Origin of the sequence: Agrobacterium leguminum (assembly GCF_005144435.2) — a bacterium.
Lineage (GTDB): Bacteria > Pseudomonadota > Alphaproteobacteria > Rhizobiales > Rhizobiaceae > Agrobacterium > Agrobacterium leguminum.
Window position 1 is genome coordinate 2,684,195 of the sequence record NZ_CP120211.1, and the last position, 23,887, is coordinate 2,708,081.

Genomic DNA, 23,887 nt, shown 5'->3' on the forward strand with positions numbered 1-23,887 from the left:
TCAGGCGGCCAGCATCTGTTCGATCTTTTCGCGGTTGATGCCCTTTTCGCCGATGACGACGAGGCGGCTGCGGCGTTCCTCACCCGCGGCCCAGGGCCGGTCGTAATAGTGGTTGACGCGGCTGCCGACAGCCTGCACCTGCAGCCGCATAGGCTTTGCGGAAACCTCGATGAAGCCCTTGATACGCAGGACATTTTCCGCAGCTGCCGTCTCGGCGATACGGGCTGCCAGCGCTTCCGGGTCGGTCACGGCCGGCAGATCGATGACGAAGCTGTCGAAATCGTCATGCTCGTGGTCGAGTTCGCCATCATGATGGGTACGGCGGTTTTCGATATCCTCTTCCACCGCAAGGCCAAGACCGATCAGCACGGCGGGGTCGATGGCGCCGTTGGAGGCCACGACGATCTTTGCCGCCTTCGGCAGATGTTCGAGAACATGCGCCTTGGCCTTGTTGAGGCCGGCATCGTCAAGAAGATCGGCCTTTGTCAGCACGATAAGATCGGCGCAGGCAACCTGATCTTCGAAAACCTCTTCGACCGGGTCATCGTGATCGAGCGCCTCGTCATTGGCCCGCTGGGCGGCAAGAGCTTCCATGTCGTGCGCCACCTGCCCTTCGGCAAGGGCGGCGCCATCCACCACGGCCACGACGGCATCCACCGTCACCCGGCTCTTGATCGCCGGCCACTGGAAGGCCTGCACCAGCGGCTTCGGCAGGGCAAGGCCGGAGGTTTCGATGAGGATATGCTCCACCTTCGGCTGGCGGCTCAGAATCTGTTCGATGGCGGGCTGGAAATCATCCGCCACCGTGCAGCAGATGCAGCCATTGGCCAGTTCGACGATGTTTTCTTCCGGGCAGCTTTCAATACCGCAACCTTTGAGAATCTCGCCATCGATGCCGATATCGCCGAATTCATTGACGATGATGGCCAGCCGCTTGCCCTCCAGCTTTTCGAGGAGGCCGCGCAGCAGCGTGGTTTTGCCAGCCCCCAGAAAGCCGGTGACGATGGTGCAGGGAACGCGGTCCAGAAGGGTGCTCATGATCTCTCCTCGGTAAAATCGAATGGGGGAATGCGCGCCACCATGCCGCGCTTTAAGGGTTCGGGGCGGCCGCGCCAGGGCATCAGGCCGTCGGGGGCGGCAGCCAGCAGCCGCGCACCGGTCAGCAAATCTTCCACATCACCGGTCGTCAGCCCGCCGAAGACATAGGACCAGCCATTGGCGCTGCGCAGCACAGCGCTAAGCCCGCGCTTGCAATTGGCGAGGCAGTTGACGGAACGAACGGTGACACCCGTTTCCTCCGCCTTTGCGATGACGGCATCGGCGAGACGCGAACCGGGGCGCGGTTCGGCATTGGGGTCGGCTTCATCGCGACAGCTTCTGCAAACGAAGACGGTCACGCCGGACGCCGTTTCGTCCTGCGTGTTTCCGCCTGCACATGAAGATGTCGCTGAAATATCCAAACCGTATCGTTTCCCGCGCCTTGCAAAAAAATCTCGGGGGTGCGGATGTCGAATACGGCATGCGGGCAGGCGCAAACCGGATGTTCGATCTAACCGACTGACCGGAGCACCCCGCCCGGCAGACGTTTCTCCTGAAACGGCAGGTCTCCTGGCTCGCGGCTTTACACCCTGACACCGCCTTCCCGAACCCGTTGAGGTGTCCAGTGGCTTTACGGTGCGGGCTTACCGCTTACAGTTGCGGGGGCAGCCACGGAATGACCCGGTGGTCGGGCTGGAACCGTGTTCCCTCTTAGCTTTTCCCGTTGCCGGGAAAAGACCGTCAGTCCGTTACCCTTAGGCTGAACGGGCGTGAGGGTCAATGCCGCGGCCCTGTGGCCAGCACATTGCCGGGTGCGGCAAATTGGGTATAGTCGCCGCTCCGAATGGCGGGGGGCACCGGGTCCCGCGCCGCTGGATGAAAAGGAAAACGCGATGACACGCGACATCAGCGACAGCGAAGCCGAACGTCACCGGCAGAAAATGGTCAACCGCAAGACGGTGCAGGACGCCGAGGTTGCGGAAAAGACCATCGAAAAAGGTCTGCTGATGATCAATACTGGTCCCGGCAAGGGCAAATCCACGGCCGCTTTCGGCCTTGCCCTGCGCATGCTCGGCACCGGGCGGCGGGTCGGCGTCGTTCAATTCATCAAGGGCGCATGGTCGACGGGAGAACAGCAGGCGCTGACTTTGTTCGGCAACAGGGTCGTGTGGCGCACCATGGGCGAAGGGTTCACCTGGGACACACAGGATTTGAAACGCGACGTCGCAGCGGCGGCAAAGGCCTGGGAAGAAGCCAAGGTCCTGATGGCCGACGAGACCATCGGCCTGCTGATCCTCGATGAGCTGAACATCGCGCTCCGTTACGATTACCTGCCGCTGGAGGAGGTGGTCGAAACGCTTTCCAGCCGCAGGCCCGATCTGCATGTTATCGTTACCGGCCGCAACGCCAAGCAACCCCTCATCGACGCGGCCGATATGGTGACGGAAATGACCCTCGTGAAACATCACTTCAAGGAGGGCGTGAAGGCGCAGGCGGGGATAGAATTCTGATATGGCTGCACGCGTGCTGATGTTTCAGGGAACCGGCTCGGATGTCGGCAAATCGCTGATGGTGGCCGGCCTTGCCCGTGCCTTCGTCAGGCGCGGCCTGTCCGTCATGCCGTTCAAACCGCAGAACATGTCGAACAATGCGGCGGTCACCGCCGATGGCGGCGAGATCGGCCGCGCGCAGGCGCTGCAGGCACGGGCGGCGGGCGTGCCGCTTTCCGTGCACATGAACCCGGTGCTCCTGAAGCCGCAGAGCGAGACCGGCGCACAGGTGGTGGTGCAGGGCAAGATCGCCGGCAATGCAAAAGCGGCCGATTATCAGCACATGAAGGCCGGGCTGATGCCGCACGTGCTCGAAAGCTTCGACCGCCTGAAACAACAGGCAGATCTGGTGCTGGTGGAAGGCGCGGGCAGCGCCTCCGAAATCAACCTGCGTGCCAATGACATCGCCAATATGGGTTTTGCCAGAGCTGCGGACGCGCCTGTGATCCTGATCGGCGATATCGACCGGGGCGGCGTCATCGCCAGCCTCGTCGGCACCAAAGCCGTACTCGAAGCTGAAGACGCGGCGATGATCGAAGGTTTCATCGTCAATCGGTTTCGCGGTGATCCGACCCTGTTTTCAGACGGCATGCGGATAATTGCGGAAAAGACCGGCTGGGCCTCCATCGGGCTCTTGCCGCATTTTGCCGACGCCGCGAAGCTGCCGGCTGAAGATGCTCTCGGGCTTTCGGGCGCGGCTGAGCGGAAACCTGGCGCGAATATCCGCATTGCCGTACCGATCCTGCCGCATATTTCCAATTTCGATGATCTCGATCCGCTGGATATGGAACCGGATGTCGAACTGATCCGCGTGCGGCCGGGCGAAACCATTCCCGCCGATTGCCGGCTGGTACTGCTTTGCGGCTCGAAAGCCACCATCGCCGATCTTGCCGTGCTGAAGAATACGGGACTCGACATCGATATCACGGCGCATGTGAGACGCGGCGGCCATGTTCTGGGCCTCTGCGGCGGCTACCAGATGCTTGGAAAAACAGTTGCCGATCCCGAAGGCATCGAAGGACCGCCGGCAACAGTCGACGGGCTCGGCCTGCTGAATGTCGACACTGTTCTGACGGGCGACAAAAGGCTGGTTTCCGTTACAGGGAAAAGTTTCGACGGGATTGATTTATCCGGCTATGAAATGCATGTCGGTGAAACCACGAGCGGAACCGACAGCCTGCCTTTTTCGAAAATTGATGGGCATGAAGACGGCGCCGTGTCGCCTGACGGCCGCATCTTCGGCACTTATATTCACGGCCTGTTTTCGGACGACCGCCAACGCGGCGCGTGGCTTGAGCGGCTTGGCGGGCAGAACACGGAACTGAACTACGATGCGCAGGTGGATGCTGTTCTTGATCGCCTCGCGGCGCATATGGAACAGCACCTCGATCTCGACCGTCTGCTTGCTATAGCGCGATAAGGATCGCCAGAAGTCCCAGCAGGCCGATCAACAACAGGTCGGCAACCCGCGCAAGCCGCAGCGCCCTGCGAATATCGCCGGCGACCAGCGCCGCCCTGCCGCCTTCGCCCATGAAACGCGCCTCGATCATCTGCCCGCCATAGGAGCGCGGCCCTGCGAGCGCAAAGCCGAGAGCGCCGGCCAGCGCCGCCTCCGGCCAGCCGGCATTGGGGGAACGGTGATGATGGGCATCGCGACGTATCGCGGCCATGGCCCCGCCGGGTGATGCGCCCTTAACAAAAAACGCAGCAACCACGAAAAGACCGCCGCTCAGCCGTGAGGCCGGCAGATTGACCAGATCGTCCAGCCGGGCGGAGGCCCAGCCGAAGGCCTCATGGCGGGGTGAGCGATGGCCGATCATGCTGTCTGCCGTATTGATCGCCTTGTAAGTCGCGCCGCCCGGCAGGCCCAGGAGACCGAGCCAGAAGGCGGGCGCGACGATGCCGTCGGAAAAATTCTCGGCCAGACTTTCGATCGCCGCCCGGCAGATCGCCGCCTCGTCCAGCTTTTGCGGATCGCGCCCGACGATCATCGATACCGCCTTGCGGCCGCCTTCCACACCCTCGCGCTCCAGCGCAGTGGCGACAGCCTCCACATGCTGCTCGAGACTTTTCTGCGCCGGCAGCGAAGCGCCAAGCACGGCAACCAGCAAAAGGCCGAAGGGCAGGAAGAACAGAACGGATTGCGCAAACCATGCGACAAACAGCGTCAGCCCGACGAAAACGACGAGAGCCGCCACACCGGCCCCCTTGCGTTGTGAAAATGACGCGCTCTCCCGGTTCCATTTTTTGTCCAGCAGCGCGATAAGCGAACCGATCCAGGTGACGGGATGGCCGATGCGTTTGAACAGCCAGTCCGGATAGCCGGTCAGGCGTTCGATCACGAGCGACAGGAAAGCGAGAGCAAAAAACATGGGCGAGACAGTACCAGAAAAGGCAAAAGCTGCGATCCGTCACGGCGGCAATCTCGGCAGGGCGCGTCTGCTGTTTCCTGAAGCGCCGGAACCGTGGATCGACCTTTCGACCGGGATCAATCCGCACTCCTACCCGCATTCGCCGATCCCCGCCAGCGCATTCGCCCGCCTGCCGGAACCGGACGCCGCCGAAGAATTGAAACATCTGGCCGCAGCGCATTTCGATTCGCCTTCCGCCCGGCATGTGGCGCTTTCCCCCGGCACCCAGATGCTGATGCCATTGCTGGCGCAGATCGCTATCGCCCGCGGGGCCAAGAGCGGCGCCGTACTTTCACCCGCCTATGCGGAACATGCCCGAACCGCGCGCATGGCCGGACTGGCTGTGACCGAGGTGGAAAACATCGATGCGATGTCGGCTCACGACTATGCCGTGGTGGTCAATCCCAATAATCCCGATGGCCGCATCACGGATCGCGCCGCATTGTTGTCGCTGGCCGACGCCATGCGCCGCAAGGGGGGGCTGCTCGTCGTGGACGAAGCCTTCATCGAAACGGGACTTGCCGAAAGCCTCGCAGATGCCGCCGGTCAGGATGCGCTGGTGGTCCTGCGCTCCTTCGGCAAGTTTTACGGCATGGCGGGCGTTCGGCTGGGTTTCGCGATTGCGCAGCCCGATATCGCTGCTGAACTGGAGGCAAGGCTCGGCCCCTGGGCGGTTTCCGGCCCGGCGCTGCATATCGCGATGCAGGCTCTGGCGGACGGGGAATGGCAATCATCCATGCGTCTGCACCTTGCCGAAGATGCCCGGCGCATGAATGCCATGCTGGAAAAAGCGGGACTGGCAATTGCCGGCGGCACATCGCTGTTTACTCTGGTGCGGGATCTCCGCACCGCAGACCTGTTCAGCCATCTTGGCCGACACGGCATTCTGGTCCGCATTTTTGATGAAAGGCCGAACGACATGCGTTTCGGCCTTCCCGGTAGCGAAACGGAGTGGCAGCGGCTCAAGGAGGCGCTGTCATCCTTTGACTATTCCTCGAAGGTGTAGGTCTCGATCGACTCCGGCTTCATTTCGATGGAGAAGCCCGGCAGTTTCGGCGGCATGTAAGCGGCATTTCTGATATCGCAGGGCTCGATGAAGTGCTCATGCAGGTGGTCGACATATTCGATCACGCGGCCTTCCTTCGTGCCTGACACCACCAGATAGTCGATCATCGACAGATGCTGCACATATTCGCAAAGGCCGACGCCGCCGGCATGCGGCCAGACCGGCAGATTGTATTTGGCGGCGATCAGCAGCACCGCCAACACCTCGTTCAGCCCACCCATACGGCAGCTGTCGATCTGCACCACATCGATGGCGCCTTCGGCGATGAACTGCTTGAACATGATACGGTTCTGGCACATTTCACCGGTCGCCACCTTAACGGACCCGATGGCCGCACGGATCTTGCGATGACCGGCAATATCGTCCGGGCTGGTCGGCTCCTCGATGAAGAATGGCTTGGCGAAGGCGAGCTTCTTCACCCAGTCGATTGCCTGATCCACTTCCCATACCTGGTTGGCGTCGATCATCAGGTAACGGTCGGGACCGATCACCTCGCGGGCAATGGTGAGACGACGAATGTCGTCTTCCAGATCGCGGCCGACCTTCATCTTCACATGGTTGAATCCGGCATCGATGGCTTCCTGGCAAAGGCGACGCAGCTTGGCGTCGTCATAACCGAGCCAGCCGGCCGACGTGGTATAGCAGGCATAACCTTCGCTCTTCAGCGTCTCGATACGTTCCTTCTTGCCGCTTTCGGCTTTTTTGAGGATCGCAAGCGCCTCGTCACGGGTCAGCACGTCGGTCAAATAACGATAGTCGACGATATCGGCGATTTCTTCCGGGCTCATATCGGCAACGAGCTGCCAGACCGGCTTGCCCGCCTTCTTGGCCAGCAAGTCCCATACGGCATTGACGACGGCGCCGGTGGCGAGATGCATCGCGCCCTTGTCCGGTCCGATCCAGCGCAGCTGGCTGTCGCTGGTCAGATGCCGCCAATATTTGCCGGGGTTCTCGGTGACGGTGGCAAGATCGGTGCCGACGACCAGATGACGCATCGCTTCGATGGCCATGCAGCAGATATCGTTACCGCGGCCGATGGTGAAGGTCAGCCCGTGGCCCTTGAGACCCGCCTCATCGGTATCGAGAATGACATAAGCCGCCGAATAATCCGGGTCGGGGTTCATCGCATCCGAACCGTCGAGGCTCTGGGAGGTCGGAAAACGCAGGTCGAAAACACGCAGATCAGTAATTTTGGTCATGGCCGTTCACTCGCGGTCAGTGTCAAAGGAAATCATTCAATCGTGGTGGAAGGTTTCTTCCATCATTGCCCACCACTCGCCTTCCTTCCGGCTTTCGAGCGGTTGCTGGCAGGGAATGGTGAAGGACCACCATTCCCGGTTCTTGGAGCTTGCGGCCATCTTCGCCATGTCGGCGCTGATATCGCTGCCGTGATATTCCCAGTAGCCGAAGAGCAGATTTTCCGGCTCGCGCAGGAAGATCGTGTAGTTGCGGATATTGCAGTCGCTGATAAGCGCCAGAATTTCAGGCCACACAGTCGCATGCAGCCTTTTATACTCCCCGATCATTTCCGGTTTGACGCCTATGACCATGCCCATGCGCTGCATGAAAAACTCCGTTATTGCTTTATGGTGGCGAGCGCAGCGCGCAGCTTTGTCTGCGGCAGGTCCAAACCCAGCCGTTCTGCCGCAGCAATGACCGGGACAAAGCGGCGGCGCTTCTTTTCATCGTGGTTGCCGGCGATATCGGAGAGCCGATGCGCGAGAAAGGGATTGCGCAAACGCTCCCGCAGCACGCCAATATAGGCCTGCGCATCATCCCCCATACCTTCGGCGGCAAAGACCGGCAGAACCTCGTCCCGCCAAAGCGTCTCAAGATCCGTAACGAGAGCATCGTCGGCCATTGCCTGACGCACCGTCTCGTCCTTCGCACGCGCATCCTGCAACCAGCGTTCCGCCAGATAGGAATGGCCGAGATTGAGCAGGAAAAGCTTCCGCTTTTCATAGTGATCGAGATCGTCCGTCAGCACCACGGCAGGGTGCGTGCAGGGAAGGACAAGCCCGTCCTGCTTCTCTATAGCCCATAGCGCATAGGGTTCCGCCACCGCACCCACCGGGTCGATAGGCTCGGAGACGATGCGATCCACCAGACTATTGGCAAAACGGCACTTCTCATTCAGATAAAAGGCAAAACCAGCCGGCAATTGCCATTCATCGGCAAGCCGGCGAATGACCTGTTTCAGCTTTTCGCCATTGCGCGGCACGAGTTCGCAGGGGAAGATGGAGACAGGTGCTTCCGGATTGCGCTGAAAACGCTCTAGCAGCAGCATGCAGAGTTTTGCCGGAAAGCTTTTCGGTACGATCGTGAAATCGTCAGCAAGCCCGGCATTATCCGCCGAATCCAGCTCATAACCGCGATCGCCCGTATTGGACAGAATAACCTCGGCCTCGCAGGCAAGGCGGCGCACTTCGGCCCAGTCGGTCGCAGCCGTCAGCGCCCGCGCGACAGCCCCGCCCTGAATTTCCTCGTCCACTTCCTGACCATCGCGGATGCCGCGAATACGCACGGGGTAGGGCACCCCGCTGTTCAGCGCCGCAACACGCTTCAGGCTCTCCGCATTGCCGGTCGTCTGGACAATCGCGATACGCCCGAGAGCCTCGCCCTTGTCCAACGCCTGCGAAACAAAGAGATCCGCATGCGCCAGAAGAAAGCGGCTGGTGCCGAATTGCAGGATGGGCGTATCGGGCGTCATGCGACCTCCACCATGCCCTTGATCACTCCGGCCTTCGGATCGGTCAGGCCGGCGAATCTGGAGGGCACATCGGCAAGCGTCATGCGATGGGTGATCAGTGCTTCCGGTACCTTGCCTTCCCGCAGCGCCTGCAGGACGCGCTCGAAATCCTGGGGCGTGGCATTGCGACTGCCGAGCAGCGTCGTCTCCCGTTTGTGGAACTCCGGATCGTTGAAGCTGATATCGCTGGCGACGATGGAGACAAGCACATAGGAACCGCCATGGCCGACAAAGGAAAAGCCGCGCTCCATGGCTTTCGGATTGCCGGTCGCATCGAAGACCGCATCGAAGAAATCGCCGCCGGTTATGTCGGAGAGGCGATCCCTGTCGCCCTCGCCGAGTGTCACCGTATGCGCAACGCCGAGATGCTCCTTGCAGAAATCCAGCCGGTCGGTGCGCCCGTCAATCATGGTCACTTCGCCGCCATCGAGAACCACGAAAACCGCAACAGCCATGCCAATCGGGCCGGCGCCGACGATCAGAACCTTCTGCCCCTTCTCGACTGCGCCACGGCGCACCGCATGCGCACCGATAGCCAGAAATTCGGTCATCGCCGCCTGATCGAGGCTCAACCCCTCCGCCTTCAGCACGAATTGTTGCGGCACATTCAGATATTCGACCATGCCACCATCGCGATGAACGCCCAGCACACCGATATTGCGGCAGCAATTGCTCTTGCCCTTCAGGCAGGCACTACATTTGCCGCACGAGATATAGGGAATGACGGTGACCACATCGCCTGCGGACAGATGGCTGCCTTGCGGCGCTTCTTCCACCGTGCCGGAAAGCTCATGGCCCATGATGCGCGGATAAGAAAGATAAGGCTGGTTGCCGGTGAAGATGTGCAGGTCCGTGCCGCAAACCCCGATGCGGCGAATACGCACCAGTACTTCACCTTCGCCACGCGCTGGTTTCGGCAGTTCCTTGGAGACGAGTTGACCTGGGGTTTCGCAGAAAATCGCCAGCATGCATCACCTGTGGGAAAGGGAATAAAAACGAACGGCGTTACCGCCGAAAACTGCCGCATGGTCCTCTGCCGGCACGATATCGCGGCAGAAATCCAGCCATGCCTGATAATCGCCCGCCAGCCGCAACACCGGCCAGTCACTGCCAAAAATCACGCGGTTGCCGCCAAAGAGTTCCAGAATGGTCTCGGCATAAGGCCGTACCGCTTCCGGCCGCTGCTCACCGCGCTCGGTCAGCAGACCGGAGAGTTTGCAATGGACATTCGGGAGAGCCGCCAGAACGGCCATATCCTTGCGCCAGTCGCTGTAGTGACCGGTAGCAATCAGCGGCTTCGCGCCATGGTCGATGACGATCGGCAATTGCGGATGGCGGCGGGCAAAGGCGAAGAGATGCGGCAGATTGGGCGGCAGGACCAGCGCATCGAACACCAGACCATGTTTTAACAGCGCCGCCACGGCGGGATCAAGTGCCGGATCATCGATCCAGGCGACATCCTCCATGCCCTGTAACATCGGACGGACACCCTTGAACGCCGGATGTTTTGCCCGACGGGCGATTTCACTCGCTGCATCGGCGGATTTCATGTCCACCCAGCCGACCACACCCTTGATGAAACCGGCCTTTTCCGCAAGCGCCAGCATGAAATCCGTGTCGGCCGCCGTCTCCATCGTCTGCACCAGCACGGTGCCGGAAACGCCGGCAGCGGCCAGCAAAGGCGACAGATCAGCGGGGAGAAAATCCCGGTAGATGGCGGCAAGCGATGGCGGCGGCCACTGCCCGGCGCGATCCTTCATCAGCCAGAAATGCTGGTGGGCGTCGATGAGCATCGCCTCAGGCCTTCCTGCCGGGCACCGGCGCACCTTCGGCAATCAGGCCGCGCCTGTGCAGTTCGGACCAGAATTCATCCGGGATCGACTGTTCGAACCATTCGATATTGGAGGCGAGCTGCTGCGCATTGCGCGCACCTGAGACGACCGTGACCGACGCCGGATGGGCGAGTGGAAACTGCAGCGCGGCCGCCTGCAGCGATACGCCGAGTTCCCCGCAAACACCCTGCAGCGCATCGACACGCGTGAGAATATCGGCAGGCGCGTCGGCATAATTGAATTTGCGGTTGCCGGCCAGAATGCCGGAATTGAATGCACCGGCGACAACGATGGCGACACCGCTTTCAGCGCAACGGTTCATGAAAGCAAGGCTCTGCTGCTCCAGCAGCGTATAACGACCGGCAAGCATGGCGACGTCGATATCGAAGACATCCATGGCGTCGCTGACGATTTCCCACTCATTGACGCCGAGACCGACGGCCCCCGTCGATCCTTCCTCGCGCAGCTTGCCAAGCGCCCGGAACCCACCGCCCGCGGTCAGCTGCTCCCAGTAATGCTGGTGCTTTTCGCCATGGGTGAAGGAGCCGATATCATGCGCATAAAGAATATCCGGCTTCAAAACACCGAGCCGTTGCTGGCTTGCCTCGAAGGAGCGCAGGATACCGTCATAGGAATAATCATAGACCGGGCGGAACGGCAGCGGCGCTATATAGGCATCCTCCTCCGGACCGACAGTCTCATCAGGAACCATCACGCGGCCGACCTTGGTGCTCAGCGTGTATTCGTTCCGGTCATGCTCCGTCACCATGGTGCCGAGGCGACGCTCCGACCGCGTATAGCCATAAAACGGCGCGGTATCGAAATAACGCATGCCGCTTTCCCATGCCTTGTCGAACGCACCCTTGGACTCTTCATAGGGCGTGACGCGGTAGAGATTGCCCATCTGGGCGCAACCGAGGCCCATGACGGTGACGTCGACGGCGCGGCGCGGCAATTTACGTGTATCGGAGACTTTCATCGCAGGGACTTTCCAGCTTGTCTTTGGAAAGACGCGCCGCCGCAAAGCGGCGCGTCATCACGCAATCAATAAAGAACGTTCTTGGCTTCCGGCTTTTCGATATTGTCCTTGGTGACAACAACGACGCCGGTGTCGACGAACTTCTCGACCTTTTCCTTGCCGATGAGCTTGGAAATGGTCTCTACGCCCTTTTCACCCATCTGGTAGGAACCCTGAACCACGATACCGGCCAGCGTGCCATCCTTGACGAAGCCCTGAAGGTCCTGGTTGCCGTCGAAGCCGATGGCGACGACCTTGCCGGCCTTACCGCTTTGTGCGAGCGCGCGACCCACGCCGATTGCCGTCGGCTCATTGGCGCCGAAAATGCCCTTGAGGTCGGAATTGGCGGCCAGAACGTCGGTCGTCTGGTTCAGCGCGGTCGCCATCTGCGACTGCGAATAGAACGGGCCGACGATCTTCAGGTTAGAGTTCATCTGGATGTAGTCGGTAAAACCGCCGACACGGCCGATTTCCGAACCTGCACCGGCGACATAGGACATGACGGCGATCTTGCCTTCCTTGCCCACCTTGTCGATCAGCGCCTGGGCTGCCAGTTCGCCGGCTTTCTTGTTATCGGTCGCGAGGAACGACTGGTAATATTGCTCCGAACCCTTTGCGAGCTGCGAGTCGATCAGAACGACCGGAATACGGGCTTCCCAGGCCTTCTTGACGGCAGGCACCAGCGCGTCCGGATCGGAAGGTGCCAGAACAATGCCCGCGACCTTACGGTTGATGGCGTTTTCGACCATGTTGACCTGGTCGGCAATGGCGGACTCGGCAGCCGGACCCTGGAAGGTCATGGTATTGCCGGAAGAGTTCTTCATCGCCGCATCAGCACCCTTCTGGACGTTCTGCCAGAAGGTGGAGTTGACGGTCTTGACGATGACGGCGATTTCACCGGCCTGCACGGTGGAAACGCTCCACAGCGCAATTGCGGATGTCAGAAGGGCAGTCGCAATTTTCTTCATTTCTTCCTCCGTGATGTCGGCATACCGGGCCTCCCCTTGCCGATCTTTTTTGCGGAAAGGGTCCGCAGGCCCTTGATCAGCGGCGGTTGCGCAACTGGTCGATCCAGACGGTGACCAGAATGACGAGGCCGATGATGATCTGTTGTGTGAAGGCGGAGACGCCATTCATGTTGAGACCGTTGCGCAGGATGCCGATGACGAAAGCGCCGATGGCCGTGCCGGAAATCGTTCCCACGCCGCCGATCAGCGATGTGCCGCCGATAACGGCGCTGGCAATGGCGTCCAGCTCATACATCACACCCTCGTTCGGCTGGGCGGTGACGAGGCGAGACATCAGCACGCAGCCCGTCAGCCCGGCGAGCGTGCCGGACAGGATGTAGGTGAAATTTGTGACGCGGGCGACATTGACGCCGGAAAGGCGCGCGGCTTCGGCGTTGGAACCGACAGCGTAAATGTGACGGCCGAGGATCGAGCGGTTGAGCATGAAGGAAACCGCAAGCGCAATCACCACCATCAGGATGACGGGGTAGGGGATGCCGGGAAACACCACATTCGGAAAGCCGTCGTCACCGATGGTGACGATGCGGAAGAGGGCGCCATTGCCGAGTTCGCCGAAAGATTCGCCAAGGCCGGAGACGGCGCGCGCACCGGTGATCTGCAGCGCCACGCCGCGGGCGATCAACATCATGCCGAGGGTGGCGATGAAGGGCGGCAGCTTGAAACGGGTCACCAGAAGACCGTTGATGAGACCGCAGAGCGACCCGGTGAGAATGCCAAGCAACATACCGATCGGCACCGGCATGCCGAGTTCCTTCACCGCAAGGGCGGCGACGACGCCGGCAAGCGCAAGCACCGAACCGACGGAAAGATCGATGCCGCCGGTGATGATGACACAGGTAGCCCCGATGCCGAGCAGCGCGATGGACGTGACCTGCAACGCAATCGTCATACCGTTATTGACGGTGAAGAAGGCGCTGCTGGTGGCGGAAAAGACCGCGACGAGAGCGAACAGGCTGCCAAGTGCGGCAAACTTCTGGATAATGTCCTTCTGGCGGTCGCTGACTGCGAAGCTCTTCTTGGTTTCTGCAATATTGGCCATGTCGTTCCTCACTGCGCGGTCCGGCCGTAACCGGACGCATACCGCATGATTTCTTCCTGATTGGTCTTGGCGGTTTCGAGCACACCCGTAATCCGGCCCTGGTGGAAAACGGCGATACGATCCGTCAGCCCCAGAATTTCCGGCAGTTCCGAACTGATGAGAATGACGCCGATACCCTGCGCGGCGAGCTCGTCCATGATCTTGTAGATCGCGAATTTCGCGCCGACATCGATGCCGCGTGTCGGCTCATCGAAGAACAGCACGCGAGATTGCCGGAACAGCCATTTGCCGATGATGATTTTCTGCTGATTGCCGCCTGAAAGCAGCCGCACCGTCTGCCCGATGGAAGGGGTACGGATATTCAGGAGATCGACGTAGCGCTTTGCCACATCGTCATGTTTCTTGAAATCGATCAGGCCGAAACGGTTGGAAACCTCGCCGAGATTGGCAAGCGTCGTATTGGCCGCCACCGACATCTTGATGGCGAGACCATCGCTTTTACGGTCTTCCGAGAGATAGGCGATGCCCTCCTCGATGGCGTCCTGCGGCGAACTGATCGAAAGCTCCCGCCCGTTGAAAACGATCCTGCCCGCATCGAGCGGATCGGCGCCGAATATCGCCCGGGCGACTTCGGTGCGGCCGGCACCCATCAGCCCGGCAAAACCGAGGATTTCGCCACGCCGCAGCGAAAAACCGACGTCGTGGAACACGCCGCTGCGCGTCAGGCCCTCGACGGAAAAAATAACATCTTCCGTGGGGCGCGATGTACGCTCGGGGAATTTGTCTTCCAGCGAACGCCCGACCATGCGCGTGACGATGTCGTCAACGGTGATCGAAGTGAAATCGTCGGTCGAAATATAACGTCCATCGCGCAGAACCGTCACACGGTCGACGATTTCGGCCATTTCATCGAGACGGTGGGAAATATAAACGATCCCGACACCGGATGCCTTGAGATCGCGGATGACCTTGAACAGGAGCCGGGTCTCCTGCTCGGTCAGCGAAGAGGTCGGCTCATCCATGATGAGCACTTCAGCGTCAAGAGAAAGCGCCTTGGCGATTTCGACCATCTGACATTGGGCGACCGAAAGGCCGCGGACGATCTGGTCGGGGTCGATATCGACACCCAGCCGGTCGAGACAGCGCTTGGCATCGAGGCGCAGCTTCTTACGGTCAACGAGGAAACCGCGCCGCGGTTCGCGCGCAAGATAGATGTTTTCGGCAACGGAAAGATGCGGAACGAGGTTCAGTTCCTGATGGATGATGGCGATGCCGGCGGCTTCGGATTCCAGCGGCGATGCATATTGCACCTTCACACCTTTATGAAGGATGGTGCCGTCGCTCGGCTGATAGACGCCGCTGACGATCTTCATCAGCGTCGATTTTCCCGCACCATTTTCGCCGCAGACGGCATGTACCTCGCCGGCGCGCAGATCGAAATGCACGTTCGACAGTGCTTTTACGCCGGGAAATTCCTTGCTGATGTTATCGAGGCGCAGGAGCACCGCACGCTGTCCGTGCGCCATCTGTTCAGGCGAAAAATCGCCCCGAATTGTCGATGCGCCCTGCGACATCTGGAAACCTCCCACCCGTATCCCCGCTCCACCGGGGTCATGAACAGGCCAAATGGTTAGGCCGGTTTTTCAGAATGGTCAAGCCAATTAGGCCAAAATTTGCGAAGCCATATCCAAAACAGAAGCAATACATGAAACGATAACTGATAATAAATACGTAATTTCATATATTTAAGTAATTCCTTGCGTATTGAAACACTTGGCGTTACGGTAAGGCCAAATATGGATAGCAGACAGGACTCGTCAAAAAACACATGAGTGGTCAGGCCAAAATAGCGGAACCGCGCAGGCTTTATCAGCAGATTGCGGACCAGATACGCGAACTCATCGATATGGGTGAATTCCTGCCCGGCACGCGGCTTCCCGCCGAACGCGAACTGGCACAGAAGCTCGGTGTATCGAGGCCTTCCTTGCGCGAGGCGCTGATTGCGCTTGAAATCGACAACACCGTCGAAATTCGCATGGGTTCCGGGGTTTATGTGTCGGCGGAAGCGTTGCAGACGACCCACCATACCAAATCGCTGGGTGATAGCCCCTCCGAACTGATGCAGGCGCGCGCCGCGCTGGAGGGTGCCACCATCGTGCTGGCGGCAAGCCGGATGACCGATGAGACAATCGCGACCCTCCGCCAGATACTCAATACCATGCAGCGGGAAATAGAGGCCGGCCGCAAGCCTCTGGATCAGGATCGGCTGTTTCACGTCACCATAGCCGAGCAATCCGGTAACAGCGTTTTGGCGCGAATGGTGGCGAACCTCTTCGATGAGCGCCACAGCCCCATTTCGGCCCAGCTTCGCGTGAAATTCGAAGACCGCGATACCTGGACCCACGCGCTTCAGGAACACGAGGCCATTCTGGCGGCGCTTGAACTGAAAGACCCGCTGCTGGCGCAGGCCGCCATGCATACCCATCTGGAAGGTTCGAAGAGACGCTGGGTCGAAAACTGATCTAGAAACATAGCAGGCAATATACCGGGAGGAGGAAAATCCGTGAGTGAGAATTCCGAGGCAACCATTTTGCTGAACGCCAACGACAATGTCGCGGTGGCGCGTCGGTCCATTCCGGCCGGCGGCGCGACGGGCAGGGGCGATCTGGCGGCGCTCGAGCTGATCGGGCGCGGGCATAAGGTGGCCCTCAAATTCATCAAATCGGGCGACGAGGTGCTGAAATACGGACAGGTCATCGGTATCGCCACCCAGGATATCGAGCCCGGCCGGCACGTGCACCTGCATAATCTCGCCATGGTGCCTTCCGAACACGCGCATCAGTTCAGCGTCGATATCGAAGAGAAGGGCATGGTGCCGGAAGCTGAACGCCGGACGTTCAAGGGTTATGACCGCGGCCTCGGTGGCGTCGGAACACGAAACTATATCGGCGTCATCGCTTCGGTGAACTGTTCCGCCACGGTGTCGCGTTACATCGCGGATTATTTCAACAAGCAGGGTGGCCTTGATGGTTTCGACAATGTCGATGGCGTCGTGGCGCTGACCCATGGCGGCGGCTGTGCGCTGAATACGAAATCGGAAGGTTACCGCCTGCTGATCCGCACAATTCAGGGCTATGCCCGCCATCCGAATTTCGGCGGCATTCTGCTGATCGGCCTCGGTTGTGAAACCAACCAGATCGCGCCCATTCTCGAACATTACAAGATGGAAGAGGGTGAGCGGCTGCGCACCATGACGATCCAGCAGCACGGCGGCACCCGCAAGACGATCGATGCGGCGATTGCCGAGATCAAGGCCATGCTGCCGATGGTCAATGCCGCCCGCCGCACGGAGCAACCGCTTTCCAAGCTGAAGGTGGCGCTGGAATGCGGCGGTTCGGACGGCTATTCCGGCATATCCGCCAACCCGGCTCTGGGTTATGCCTCCGACCTCATCGTCCGCAACGGTGGAACCACGGTCCTCTCGGAGACGCCGGAGATTTACGGCGCTGAACACCTCCTGACGAAGCGCGCCGTCACCCCTGCCGTCGCCGAAAAGCTGCTACAGCGTATCGACTGGTGGCGTGATTATACCGCCCGTAATGGCGACGAACTCAATAACAACCCCTCCCACGGCAACAAGCTTGGCGGCCTGACCACCATTCTGGAAAAATCGCTGGGCGCGGTCGCCAAGGGCGGCTCCATGCCGCTGAAGGCGGTTTATGAGTTCGCCGAAACCGTGACGGAACAGGGTTTCGTCTTCATGGATACGCCCGGCTATGACCCCGTTGCCGTCACCGGACAGGTCGCCGGCGGCTGCAACGTCATCTGTTTCACCACCGGCCGCGGCTCGGTTTCGGGCTTTAAGCCGTCACCCTGCATCAAGATCGCCACCAATTCCGAAATGTATGAACACATGAAGGAAGACATGGATATCAATTGCGGCGAGATCGTCACCGGCGCTGAAACTATCGAAGAATCCGGCAAACGAATTTTCGAGCATATTCTGGCGGTAGCCTCCGGCGAAAAGACCGTCAGCGAAATCTACGACTACGGCGACAATGAATTTGTACCGTGGCAGGTTGGGGCCGTGACCTGAACCTGCGGCACCAAGACTGTCCCACGTGAAACAAAAGGCCCGGAAAGTGATTTCCGGGCCTTCGTTATTCCTGGTTGTTCCGCGCTTAGTGGCGGAAGTGGCGCATGCCGGTAAAGACCATTGCCACATTATGCTCGTTCGCGGCGTCGATCACTTCCTGATCGCGCATCGAGCCGCCCGGCTGGATGACAGCGGTGGCGCCTGCGGCAATCGCGGCGAGCAAGCCGTCGGCAAAGGGATAAAATGCTTCCGAAGCGACAGCGGAGCCGCGCGTCAACGGTTCGGCAAGGCCAAGAGCCTTGGCGGCATCTTCCGCCTTCTGGGCAGCGATACGGGCCGAATCCACACGGCTCATCTGGCCGGCACCGATGCCAGCCGTCTGCCCGTCCTTGGCGTAAATGACAGCATTGGACTTCACATGCTTGGCGATCTTGAAGGCAAACTTCATGTCTTCAAGTTCCTGCGACGTCGGCGCACGCTTGGTGACGACCTTGAGGTCCAGATCCTCGACCATGCCGTTGTCGCGGCTCTGCACCAGCAGGCCGCCCGAGACGGTCTTCGCGGTAATACCGGCCGCGCGCGGATCAGGCAGGCCGCCAGCGGCCAGAAGGCGCAGGTTCGGCTTGCGAGCGATGATGGACTTGGCTTCTTCGGTGACATCAGGCGCGATGATGACTTCAGTGAAGAGCTTGACGATCTCTTCTGCCGTTTCCGCATCGAGCGTGCGGTTCAGGGCAATCACGCCGCCAAAAGCGGAAACGGAATCGCATGCCAGCGCCCGCCGGTAAGCTTCGGCAAGTGTCGGACCCGTCGCCACGCCGCAGGGATTGGCATGCTTGATGATAGCGACTGCCGGCGCATTTTCCGGCAGGAATTCCGCCACGAGCTCGTAAGCTGCATCGGTGTCATTGATGTTGTTATAGGAAAGCTGCTTGCCCTGAAGCAGCGTCGCGGTTGCGACGCCAGGACGCTTTTCGCCGGTGAGGTAAAAACCAGCGCTCTGGTGCGGATTTTCGCCATACCGCATCTTTTCTTTCAGCGCGCCGCCGATGGCGCGGTAATCCGGCGTTTCGATCGCAAGCGCCTCGGCAAACCAGTTGGAAATCACCGCATCATAGGCGGCGGTGCGGGCATAGGCCTTGGCGGCAAAACGCTGGCGCAGCGCATAGGATGTCTGGCCGTCATCGGCCTGCAGGGCCTCAACCAGATCGGGATAGTCAGACGGATCGGTAACAACAGTGACATACGCATGGTTCTTGGCGGAAGCGCGGATCATCGCCGGGCCGCCAATATCGATGTTTTCCACCGTCGTCGGATAATCGCCGCCCTTGGCGCGAACTTCTTCGAAAGGATAGAGGTTGATGACCGAGAGATCGATCGCCTCGATGCCGTGCGCCTTCATTGCCTCGACATGCTCCGCATCGTCCCGGATGGCCAGAAGCCCGCCATGGACATTGGGATGCAGCGTCTTGACGCGGCCATCCATGATCTCGGGAAAATTCGTTACGTCGGAGACATCCGTCACAGGCAGGCCTGCTTCGGCAATGGCTTTCGCCGTTCCACCGGTCGACAGGAGCTTGACGCCAAGCTTCGACAGAACCGTCGCCAGCTCGATAATGTCAGTCTTGTCGGACACGGAAAGAAGCGCCGTGCGGATTTTGACCTTATCGGGGGCGGGGATTTTCTTGGACACGACGGCCATCAGGCATACTCCGTTTAACGGGGAGGACAGGCTGGAATGGGATTGATCCAGCAATTGCCGCCGCGTTAACACAGCTTACCGGATTAATAAACAGCGGGGATGCCGAACGGTGAAAACTATGGTGGTTTTTGACCGGCACCGCCGGAAATTGCCTAGGCCTGGCGTTCGATGAGCCAGCGGATTTCCCGCGTATTTGCGAGATTGAAGGGGAGCTCGATCTGCTGTGACGGGCGCATACCGGATGCATCGGCCATGAAGACATCCTCGGTGACGAAAAGCTCGAGCCCGGGTGCGGAAAACAGCCAGACGGTTCCATCCGCTGCCTCCAGATAGGCAGACTCCTCATCCCGCTGGTGTATCTGAATGTGGGGATGAATATGGAAACGTGAAACCGCCGTGACCGACTGCAATTGCGTTTTCGCCGCACTCGCATCGGCCCGAAGCAGATCCCGACCCTTTATCTTGGTACCGGCCGCATTCAATTCTATTTCCCGCTCATGGTAGCAGCCGAAATTCTGCAAATAACCGTCATGAGACGCCCAGAGAACGTCATTGCCGTTTGCATCCGTTCCACGCCGGCTGTCGACGTGGCTGACGCCTGATACCATGATCGGACCAAGCAGCCGCGAGCGCGACAGTCTACAGGATGATGTATCCGCAAGCGTGACGGTGGAATGCGCCGCCGTGGAACGGCTGGCCCGCTGATACTCCGGCGCGGCGTTGCGTGGAAAGCCGGAATTGACGATGAAGCGGTTCTTGCCGCAGGACATTTCGAAAGACAGGCAACCCGAATGGGCATTGCGTGAAAGCTCCGCCGAGCCGGGATACCCTGTATCGACGATGATGACCGTATCGTCCGTCGCAAGCCGATGGTAGTTCACGTCCGGCAAGACCTTGGAGGGCCGGCCGGCCGTTTCGTCATAACGCAGCACGGAAACAAGCTCATTGGCGAGCGTCGCCGTGGCGCCGTTGAACAGCGCGAGATCGCCACCCTGATGCCGGAAGAACCGGATCGCCGGGAACATGCGGTCTATGGCCGGCACCAGACCCGACGGCAGATCATGGCCGAGATTGATATAACTTTGCCGAAGCGGCAGTAGATCGAGCAGCAGGTCCAGCATGACGCGTGGATTACGGGAAACATGTCCGCCATCGGGCAGAATCTGGCGTTCCATTTCCTGAGCCAGCTTCATTCCATTCCGCGTGATCCGCGAAAGGCGCGTTGGCATGGCGATGGAAGCCATGGCCAAGGCAATCCTGATCCTCAGCCGCGCTTCGCCATCCGGCGCGTGTCTGACGATTCTTTCGAGATAACGCACATGAAAGGCGAGGCTTTTCAGGAAGCGGCGATAAAAACCGGCATCAGCCTCGTATAAAACCACGGGAGAGTGCGAAAGCCAGGCAATCAGCCTTTGTGCGGCGATTTCCGGCGACCAGGCAGTGCCTGCAAGCCGTTTGCCATGAAGCACCATCCATTCCGCAACGATACGGCGCGCCCGTTTGCAGGCCTCGCTCGATTTATCGGAGCGAATATGCCGTAGCCAACTGAACGCATGCAGTCGTTCTTCAAAGACCGCCGAGGGATATTCCACCTGAAATGGCGAAGCTCCGCCGGTTTCGACGACACGCCCGGCCAGCGCGATGCGGCCCCGCAACAGTTCCTCGGCGAAATAGGGATCGATGGCTCTGAGATCGGTCGGCGCCGCCACCAGACCGTCTGGCGCACGAGTGGCAAATCGCGACATATGCAGGCGCAAAGGGGTGAGGCCGACACACAGATGACGATACGCCATCCGCGACAGAAGACCGGCGGCATTCATGCTGCCTGCAAAGGACCCTAACAAGCTGTGTTTCCCGTTTCACATGTTTTGTTTTTATCAGTGAACCGCGACGACCGGAACGTTTTCGATAAATATCTAATGATTCGCGAAAGCTTGGCTTTTTTCTACTTCTTACGCAAGACACTGCTAAAAAACCCATCGACACCGCCGAACATGTCCGGTGTCGTGCGAAGATCGCCATTGGGGCTGATAGCCGCTTCCATTCCGGGCCAATCCTCGCGGCGGACGGCAACACGCTCCACGTCGGGATTTTCCGCCAGAACCTCGGCAATCATCGCTTCTCCTTCGGAAGGATCGAGCGAGCAATTGGAGAAGACCACGAGACCGCCCGGGCCAACAAGGGTCAGCGCATGCCGCAGCATCTGGCCCTGAAGGGCAGCGAGTTTGGCAATGTCGTTCTCATCCTTGGTCCAGCAGACATCGGGATGTTTGCGAAGTGTCCCGGTGGAAGAACAGGGCGCATCGAGGAGGACCGCGTCAAAAAGCTGTTCCGGCTGGTACTTCAGCATATTGGCCTCCACCGTTTCTGCGCGGAGTCCAAGCCGGTCGAGATTTTCCCTGAGGCGACGAAGACGGTTACCGGACTGATCCAGCGCCGTCACCTTGGCGCCCGCCAGCGCAAGTTGTGCGGTCTTACCGCCAGGAGCAGCACAGAGATCTGCGACACGTTTGCCCGCGATGTTACCCATAAGCCGAACCGGCATGCTGGCGGCGAGATCCTGCACCCACCATGCACCCTCAGCGAAGCCTTCGAGCGATGGGATCTGCCCCTCGAATTCACCCAGACGCACACTGCCATTCGGCATGAGCGTACCGCCCAGTTTTTCCGCCCAGAGAGCGGGATCAGCCTTGATCGTCAGATCAATTGAGGAAGGTGTCAGCTGCGCCTCCGAAATCCTTTGCGCAACCTCATTGCCGTAAGCGGAAACAAGCCGCGCATGGAACCAGTCCGGCAATACCGGAACGCCGGCGACGGCCTTCTCGATATCCGCTTTTTCACGACCGAGCCGTCGGAGAACGGCGTTCACCAGCTTGACGAAACGCCGGTTGCGCGGATCGCGGTGAGCTTGTTCCACCGCGAGATCGACAGCGGAATGATCCGGCACATCAAGGTAAAGCATCTGCGCCGCACCGACGACAAGAACGTGATGCAGCGATCGCGCGCCCTGTGGCAGCGGTCCATCAAGCAGCATCGACAATGCCGTTTCAATCCGGGGGAGGTGGCGAAGCGCGCTGTTGACGATAGCCCTCACCAGCGCCCGGTCGGCAAGCGACAGGGCTCGATAGACGGGATTGCCGTTTTCGCTATCGAGCATCCCATCCAGCGAGGTCTTCTTTTCCAGAACGGCGGCCAGAATGCGGGTGGCGGCAATGCGCGCGGCGAGACCCGGCTTGTCCTGGAAAGACGAAGGGCCGTCTTCACGGCCCCTCCCATTTGCCGGTCTCGGTTTTCTGGACCGCGCCGGCTTATTCTGAATATCGGATGTCAAGACCACGGCCCCTTGCGCTCGTTTTCATTGCCTCGTCCCCAGCCTGTTTTGGGAACGGAGCCTGATTTGCGCAGAGGTCTATCACCCGATGGCGGCGGCGTCGATCCTCGCGGGGAAAACTCCTGTGCCATCGCATGCAGCGCGGCCACGCGGTTTTCCGTATTCGGATGCGTGGAGAAGAGATTGTCCATGCGCTCGCCGGAAAGCGGATTGATGATGAACATATGCGCCGTTGCCGGGTTACGCTCGGCATCGTCATTGTGAATGCGTTGCGCCATGCCCGAAATCTTCTGCAAGGCGGAAGCAAGCCAGAGCGGATTGCCGCAGATTTCCGCGCCGCGCCGGTCGGCAGAATATTCCCGCGTACGGCTGATCGCCATCTGCACCAGCATCGCTGCCAGTGGCGCCACGATCATCGCGACCAGCACGCCGATAAAGCCGAGCGGGTTATTGTTGTTCTCCCGGTTACCGCCGAAGAAGAAGGCAAAATTGCCGAGCATGGAGATGGCGCCCGCCAGCGTGGCGGTGATCGTCATAGTCAGCGTATCCCGGTTCTGCACATGCGCAAGTTCATGCGCCATGACACCGGCCACTTCCTCGGGTGTCAGACGCTCCAGCAGTCCTGTCGAAGCGGCAACAGCGGCGTTCTGAGGATTCCGCCCGGTCGCGAAGGCATTGGGTTGCGGGCTATCGTAAATATAGACCTTCGGCATCGGCAGACCGGCATTCTGCGACAGATCGCGGATCATGTGAAAAAACTCGGGCGCATTCGCCTCGTCGATCTCCCGCGCATGATAGGCGGAGAGAACCATCTTGTCAGAGTTCCAGTAGGAAAAAATATTCATACCAGCCGCGATGACCAGGGCGATCATCATACCGCCCTTGCCGCCGATCAGAAAACCGACACCCATGAACAATGCGGTCATGAAGGCCAGAAGCATTGCCGTGCGCATCATGTTCATCCGTTAAACTCTCCTTGTCACTCACCGGGAATATTCCGGGGTTTATAAAGCCCCTCGGATTATAT

General features: G+C 59.8%; 21 protein-coding genes and 1 riboswitch. Of the genes, 5 read left to right on the forward strand and 16 right to left on the reverse strand.

What is annotated here, in order from left to right; translation table 11 throughout:
* Both cobW and CFBP4996_RS12850 read right to left on the reverse strand, forming a co-directional pair.
* On the reverse strand, positions 1-1,038 hold the full coding sequence (cobW, locus tag CFBP4996_RS12845; RefSeq protein ID WP_080852948.1) for a cobalamin biosynthesis protein CobW: 1,038 nt from the start codon (positions 1,036-1,038) through the stop codon (positions 1-3).
* Positions 1,035-1,460, reverse strand: coding sequence for a DUF1636 family protein (locus CFBP4996_RS12850; protein WP_080852947.1), 426 nt, complete (start codon positions 1,458-1,460; stop codon positions 1,035-1,037). Before CFBP4996_RS12850 ends, cobW begins: the two co-directional genes overlap by 4 nt.
* A 121-nt stretch (positions 1,461-1,581) precedes the next feature.
* A riboswitch (cobalamin riboswitch) is annotated at positions 1,582-1,796 on the reverse strand.
* A gap of 135 nt (positions 1,797-1,931) precedes the next feature.
* Here CFBP4996_RS12850 and cobO point away from each other — a divergent pair.
* Together cobO and CFBP4996_RS12860 are read left to right on the forward strand one after the other, a co-directional pair.
* Entirely contained in the window at positions 1,932-2,549 is a 618-nt protein-coding gene (gene cobO, locus CFBP4996_RS12855) for a cob(I)yrinic acid a,c-diamide adenosyltransferase (RefSeq protein ID WP_080852946.1), read from the forward strand.
* Position 2,550: 1 nt separating this feature from the next.
* Positions 2,551-4,008: a cobyric acid synthase gene (locus tag CFBP4996_RS12860; protein WP_080852945.1), complete on the forward strand. Its 1,458-nt coding sequence runs from the start codon at positions 2,551-2,553 to the stop codon at positions 4,006-4,008.
* Here the strand turns inward: CFBP4996_RS12860 and cbiB are convergent.
* Positions 3,995-4,960 (reverse strand): adenosylcobinamide-phosphate synthase CbiB, encoded by a 966-nt coding sequence (gene cbiB / locus CFBP4996_RS12865; protein ID WP_080852944.1) that lies wholly within the window; start codon positions 4,958-4,960, stop codon positions 3,995-3,997. The two genes, CFBP4996_RS12860 and cbiB, sit on opposite strands and share 14 nt — an antisense overlap.
* Between cbiB and cobD the strand changes: the two genes are divergently transcribed.
* Positions 4,959-6,005, forward strand: a complete 1,047-nt coding sequence (gene cobD, locus CFBP4996_RS12870; protein ID WP_080852943.1) for a threonine-phosphate decarboxylase CobD — start codon at positions 4,959-4,961, stop codon at positions 6,003-6,005. The genes cbiB and cobD overlap by 2 nt on opposite strands.
* On the opposite strand, the gene CFBP4996_RS12875 is transcribed toward cobD, so the two are convergent.
* The 9 genes from CFBP4996_RS12875 to CFBP4996_RS12915 all read right to left on the reverse strand — a co-directional run bounded on the left by CFBP4996_RS12875 (position 5,987) and on the right by CFBP4996_RS12915 (position 15,305).
* Positions 5,987-7,264 carry an L-fuconate dehydratase gene (locus tag CFBP4996_RS12875; protein ID WP_080852942.1) on the reverse strand — a complete coding sequence of 426 codons (1,278 nt, stop codon included), beginning with the start codon at positions 7,262-7,264 and terminating at the stop codon, positions 5,987-5,989. The two genes, cobD and CFBP4996_RS12875, sit on opposite strands and share 19 nt — an antisense overlap.
* Before the next feature lie 36 nt (positions 7,265-7,300).
* Positions 7,301-7,630, reverse strand: coding sequence for an L-rhamnose mutarotase (locus tag CFBP4996_RS12880; protein ID WP_080852941.1), 330 nt, complete (start codon positions 7,628-7,630; stop codon positions 7,301-7,303).
* 11 nt (positions 7,631-7,641) lie between these two features.
* The gene (locus tag CFBP4996_RS12885; RefSeq protein ID WP_080852940.1) at positions 7,642-8,775 is read right to left on the reverse strand and encodes a mannitol dehydrogenase family protein; all 1,134 of its coding nucleotides are present in this window, start codon (positions 8,773-8,775) and stop codon (positions 7,642-7,644) included.
* Positions 8,772-9,782: a zinc-binding alcohol dehydrogenase family protein gene (locus tag CFBP4996_RS12890; RefSeq protein ID WP_080852939.1), complete on the reverse strand. Its 1,011-nt coding sequence runs from the start codon at positions 9,780-9,782 to the stop codon at positions 8,772-8,774. Before CFBP4996_RS12890 ends, CFBP4996_RS12885 begins: the two co-directional genes overlap by 4 nt.
* 3 nt (positions 9,783-9,785) lie before the next feature.
* Entirely contained in the window at positions 9,786-10,607 is an 822-nt protein-coding gene (locus CFBP4996_RS12895) for an amidohydrolase family protein (protein ID WP_080852938.1), read from the reverse strand.
* 4 nt (positions 10,608-10,611) lie between these two features.
* Positions 10,612-11,625 carry an aldo/keto reductase gene (locus tag CFBP4996_RS12900; RefSeq protein WP_080852937.1) on the reverse strand — a complete coding sequence of 338 codons (1,014 nt, stop codon included), beginning with the start codon at positions 11,623-11,625 and terminating at the stop codon, positions 10,612-10,614.
* A gap of 65 nt (positions 11,626-11,690) precedes the next feature.
* A complete protein-coding gene (locus CFBP4996_RS12905) occupies positions 11,691-12,632 on the reverse strand; it encodes an ABC transporter substrate-binding protein (RefSeq protein WP_003520222.1) in 942 nt (313 codons plus the stop codon).
* Between the two features lie 76 nt (positions 12,633-12,708).
* On the reverse strand, positions 12,709-13,731 hold the full coding sequence (locus CFBP4996_RS12910) for an ABC transporter permease (protein WP_080852936.1): 1,023 nt from the start codon (positions 13,729-13,731) through the stop codon (positions 12,709-12,711).
* Positions 13,732-13,739: 8 nt separating this feature from the next.
* Positions 13,740-15,305 carry a sugar ABC transporter ATP-binding protein gene (locus tag CFBP4996_RS12915; RefSeq protein WP_162935956.1) on the reverse strand — a complete coding sequence of 522 codons (1,566 nt, stop codon included), beginning with the start codon at positions 15,303-15,305 and terminating at the stop codon, positions 13,740-13,742.
* Positions 15,306-15,559: 254 nt separating this feature from the next.
* On the opposite strand from CFBP4996_RS12915, the gene CFBP4996_RS12920 reads away from it, so the two are divergent.
* Together CFBP4996_RS12920 and CFBP4996_RS12925 are read left to right on the forward strand one after the other, a co-directional pair.
* Positions 15,560-16,252, forward strand: a complete 693-nt coding sequence (locus tag CFBP4996_RS12920) for a FadR/GntR family transcriptional regulator (RefSeq protein WP_020809848.1) — start codon at positions 15,560-15,562, stop codon at positions 16,250-16,252.
* 42 nt (positions 16,253-16,294) lie between these two features.
* Positions 16,295-17,827, forward strand: a complete 1,533-nt coding sequence (locus CFBP4996_RS12925) for a UxaA family hydrolase (RefSeq protein ID WP_065656835.1) — start codon at positions 16,295-16,297, stop codon at positions 17,825-17,827.
* 85 nt (positions 17,828-17,912) lie between these two features.
* Here CFBP4996_RS12925 and purH read toward each other — a convergent pair whose 3' ends face one another.
* From purH to htpX, 4 genes are all read right to left on the reverse strand, one after another.
* A complete protein-coding gene (gene purH / locus CFBP4996_RS12930; RefSeq protein ID WP_059759717.1) occupies positions 17,913-19,529 on the reverse strand; it encodes a bifunctional phosphoribosylaminoimidazolecarboxamide formyltransferase/IMP cyclohydrolase in 1,617 nt (538 codons plus the stop codon).
* A gap of 152 nt (positions 19,530-19,681) precedes the next feature.
* Positions 19,682-21,349: a heparinase II/III family protein gene (locus CFBP4996_RS12935; RefSeq protein ID WP_162936002.1), complete on the reverse strand. Its 1,668-nt coding sequence runs from the start codon at positions 21,347-21,349 to the stop codon at positions 19,682-19,684.
* A gap of 125 nt (positions 21,350-21,474) precedes the next feature.
* Positions 21,475-22,860, reverse strand: coding sequence for an RsmB/NOP family class I SAM-dependent RNA methyltransferase (locus CFBP4996_RS12940; RefSeq protein WP_080852935.1), 1,386 nt, complete (start codon positions 22,858-22,860; stop codon positions 21,475-21,477).
* The gene (htpX, locus tag CFBP4996_RS12945; protein WP_003520211.1) at positions 22,857-23,822 is read right to left on the reverse strand and encodes a zinc metalloprotease HtpX; all 966 of its coding nucleotides are present in this window, start codon (positions 23,820-23,822) and stop codon (positions 22,857-22,859) included. The genes CFBP4996_RS12940 and htpX overlap by 4 nt, the downstream gene beginning before the upstream one ends.
* Positions 23,823-23,887 lie beyond the last annotated feature (65 nt).

Coding starts and splice junctions, on each gene's coding strand:
- cobW (WP_080852948.1), bottom strand. CDS start 1,038: ATGAGCACCCTTCTGGACCGCGTTCCCTGCACCATCGTCACCGGCTTT.
- cobO (WP_080852946.1), top strand. CDS start 1,932: ATGACACGCGACATCAGCGACAGCGAAGCCGAACGTCACCGGCAGAAA.
- CFBP4996_RS12860 (WP_080852945.1), top strand. CDS start 2,551: ATGGCTGCACGCGTGCTGATGTTTCAGGGAACCGGCTCGGATGTCGGC.
- cobD (WP_080852943.1), top strand. CDS start 4,959: ATGGGCGAGACAGTACCAGAAAAGGCAAAAGCTGCGATCCGTCACGGC.
- cbiB (WP_080852944.1), bottom strand. CDS start 4,960: ATGTTTTTTGCTCTCGCTTTCCTGTCGCTCGTGATCGAACGCCTGACC.
- CFBP4996_RS12875 (WP_080852942.1), bottom strand. CDS start 7,264: ATGACCAAAATTACTGATCTGCGTGTTTTCGACCTGCGTTTTCCGACC.
- CFBP4996_RS12880 (WP_080852941.1), bottom strand. CDS start 7,630: ATGCAGCGCATGGGCATGGTCATAGGCGTCAAACCGGAAATGATCGGG.
- CFBP4996_RS12885 (WP_080852940.1), bottom strand. CDS start 8,775: ATGACGCCCGATACGCCCATCCTGCAATTCGGCACCAGCCGCTTTCTT.
- CFBP4996_RS12890 (WP_080852939.1), bottom strand. CDS start 9,782: ATGCTGGCGATTTTCTGCGAAACCCCAGGTCAACTCGTCTCCAAGGAA.
- CFBP4996_RS12895 (WP_080852938.1), bottom strand. CDS start 10,607: ATGCTCATCGACGCCCACCAGCATTTCTGGCTGATGAAGGATCGCGCC.
- CFBP4996_RS12900 (WP_080852937.1), bottom strand. CDS start 11,625: ATGAAAGTCTCCGATACACGTAAATTGCCGCGCCGCGCCGTCGACGTC.
- CFBP4996_RS12905 (WP_003520222.1), bottom strand. CDS start 12,632: ATGAAGAAAATTGCGACTGCCCTTCTGACATCCGCAATTGCGCTGTGG.
- CFBP4996_RS12910 (WP_080852936.1), bottom strand. CDS start 13,731: ATGGCCAATATTGCAGAAACCAAGAAGAGCTTCGCAGTCAGCGACCGC.
- CFBP4996_RS12915 (WP_162935956.1), bottom strand. CDS start 15,305: ATGTCGCAGGGCGCATCGACAATTCGGGGCGATTTTTCGCCTGAACAG.
- CFBP4996_RS12920 (WP_020809848.1), top strand. CDS start 15,560: ATGAGTGGTCAGGCCAAAATAGCGGAACCGCGCAGGCTTTATCAGCAG.
- purH (WP_059759717.1), bottom strand. CDS start 19,529: ATGGCCGTCGTGTCCAAGAAAATCCCCGCCCCCGATAAGGTCAAAATC.
- CFBP4996_RS12935 (WP_162936002.1), bottom strand. CDS start 21,349: ATGAATGCCGCCGGTCTTCTGTCGCGGATGGCGTATCGTCATCTGTGT.
- htpX (WP_003520211.1), bottom strand. CDS start 23,822: ATGAACATGATGCGCACGGCAATGCTTCTGGCCTTCATGACCGCATTG.